The sequence below is a fragment of the Flavobacterium sp. genome (assembly GCF_030146175.1).
Lineage (GTDB): Bacteria > Bacteroidota > Bacteroidia > Flavobacteriales > Flavobacteriaceae > Flavobacterium.
Genome location: NZ_JASLCE010000159.1, coordinates 1 through 2,892, shown reverse-complemented (window position 1 = coordinate 2,892; position 2,892 = coordinate 1). Strand labels below are relative to the sequence as shown.

Annotated in this window: 1 protein-coding gene; it reads right to left on the bottom strand. The window is 43.9% G+C overall.

The genetic code is table 11. The features are described from left to right. Positions 1 to 2,892 (bottom strand): GEVED domain-containing protein (locus Q1R07_RS16390; protein ID WP_300492279.1); only part of this gene is annotated, 2,892 nt, incomplete at both ends.

The window sequence follows — 2,892 nt, the reverse complement described above, 5'->3', positions numbered from 1 at the left end:
CAATATGATATCGTTTTCATTGGTGTTTTTGTATTCATCGATTTTACGGCCTAAAAGATCGAAAGCGGTAACATCTTTGATTTTTTCGGTAGCCGAATGTACCGCCAATTCGTTGCCGCGTAATACTTTGATGCCATTTTCAAGGCTAAATTCGCCGGTTCCCAAAGTGCTATTCGCAAAGCGCAATACAAAACGGTTGTTAAAAGTACCGGCTGCTGATGTAAAGGAATACGGTGCAGTTCGTAAATCGAAAATTACATTTAGCAGTTTGTCTTCCAGATAAATGGCATGGGTGTTAAAAATACCATCAAGATGATCAATACCAATTTGATAGGTGTTTTGCGAATCGGCATTAAAACCTAAAGGGATCTGATCCTGATCGTTAAACGGTAAGGAACGCGCCTGAATAGTCAGATTCATTTCCGGGATTATCGAATAGAACGTAACGCCGTTACCTCCAAATGACTGACCGTCTAAACTTCTGTCAAAGCCCATAGTGGCTTGTGCGTCATAGCCAACCAATATCTGACTAAAAGCTCCGGATTCGTTGGCTAAATTTAACCAGATACGATGTTGTTCCGGTTCGCCTCCGGCTACACTTTGTGTTTCCGGATTCGTTTTAGTGGAACCGCCCGCTTTTAAAAAGCTGTTGTTTTGTAAACTCACGCGCATACTATTTGTGAATTTAGCATTTCCGTTAGCCAGTCCTTTAACAAAAAAGGCTTGTCCCGAAGCGATATAACGGCTTGGCAGGCTTCCTCCTGTAGCAGCAGTCGCGGTAGCGCCGAATTTATTAACCGTTGCATAGTCGGCTGCGGTATAATTATACGAATACGTACCATAAAACGGACTTGGTGACAATGCAGATGGCGGGGTGTTATGTGTCCATAGGTATACGGTACCATCCATTAAAGCACTGTTGGACGAATCGTTCAAAAAGCTGACAATATCGATAGCGGAGGCGTATGGGTTTCCAATCAGATTCCACTGATCATCATCAACGGTTACAGCACCGCCAACATTAGCATCGGTTCCCACTGCAATCGGAATGGTGATGTCGCCATTGTTTGGAGTTCCGATAAAAGTTCCGGTATAGGTTGTTTTCGTAAGCGGATTAAGGCTGAAAGTCTGTGGTGCGCGTACAATATATCCCATTTTCGGATCCATAACCGTGCTGGAGCTTACGGTAACCCAGTTTCCGCTTCCGTTACTAATGGTTGGCTGCCATCTCATGTATTTATCGGATAGTGTATTGGGTGATAACATGCCCAATGTAAATCCGGAAGCTAAAGTTACCGGTGAATTCCAATAGGTGAAATCGTAACGGTACATCGGTTGTGTGGTGCGTTTGATGTTTACAATACCGGTATTGGTGGTGCTGTTAACCTGAACGATGCTCGCACTGGAATCAAGGTTAAAAGCTCCGTTTGTTAGCACATTAATATTGTTGACCACTTTAATCCCGTTACCGGTTGGGATATCCAATCGGCCATTTGCCTGAACGGTTAGTGTTTTGGCTTGTGCTTCGTAGTTAGAACCGTTTACAGTTGAATAATTTGTCGCAGATTTAATGATCACACAATTATCGTTTGCTGGTACACCAACCGGAAGCCAGTTGTTCGGATCGTTCCAGTTGCCGTTAATTCCCTGCCAAACTTTCGTTTTGTTGGTAACGGTTACCGGTTTGGTAGCGGTACAACCATTGGTTAATTGCACATTGGCATTAAACGACCAGTTGTTTACTTCCAATTGGGAAGCCGATGGTTTGATATACACCACATTTACCGCCTGATTGGTGTAAGGTGTTGTACCATTGGCATCGATATAGGCATTGATCGTTGCTCCGGTCCATGTAAAATTGGACGTTAACGGACGGGTACCGGATAGTACTACGTCATCAACAGCCCAACCGTCACAGTAATCGGCCGCATAACGGAAACGTATTTTTAAATTCGCAACACCTACATAAGCGTTTAACGGAATGCTTTCGGATACGAATTTACTTGGATATCCTTGAGTGGAGGTGTAAGTTTTTACCGTGGTCCAGTTGGTTCCGTTATCGGTTGATACCTCGATATTAGCCGTTTCGCCATTTCCATAGTAAGAGAAATAGTGTCTGAAATTAAGTGTCAAATCGATAAAATTAGTGGTGTTCACCGAATTGGTAGTAGTCATAATCAGACTTTTACCGGTAGTATTTACATCCGATGTCGTGAAGGCAAATTTATTTCCAACCGATCCGGAGTTGATCGCCGGTTTCCAGGTGGCCGTTGTAGTGGTAAATACACTGGTTTTTTGCTGCCATTCGGTAGTAGTAGTTCCATTTCCGGATTTGGTAAAACTACCCAAACCGGTACCTTCAAAATTTTCGTTTAACAATTCGACTACTTCCGTACTACCGGCTGCCGAGATTTGTAAATAATCGGAATCACCGCATATTTCCGGAGATGCCGGTGTAATGGTGATATTTGGAACCGGTTTTATTTTTGCAATAATTGGCGTACGGGTAAGCGATTCGCAAGTGCCGTTTAAGGCTGTCACATAATAGGTTGTGGTAGCGCTTAAAGATGGCGTTGTATAGGTCGCAGCGGTTGCTCCCGAAATAGGAGAGCCTCCGGTATCGGTAGTATACCAGCGATAGGACGTTACGCCCGATGATCCGGTTACTGATAAGGTTACCGGGCCTGTGCCACAAGATTCAACTGTTGGAGCACTGGTGATTTTAGCACCGCAATCCGGAATTACTTTGATCAGATAGTCTTCTGTTTCGCCACTGGAAAGACTTCCGCAAGGTGTAAACGTAGAGTTTGATAAATAGGTTCGAATACGTACACGGTAATTACCGGGATTGGTTCCGGCGGGAATTACAAACCCAAATGTTGTGGAACTTAC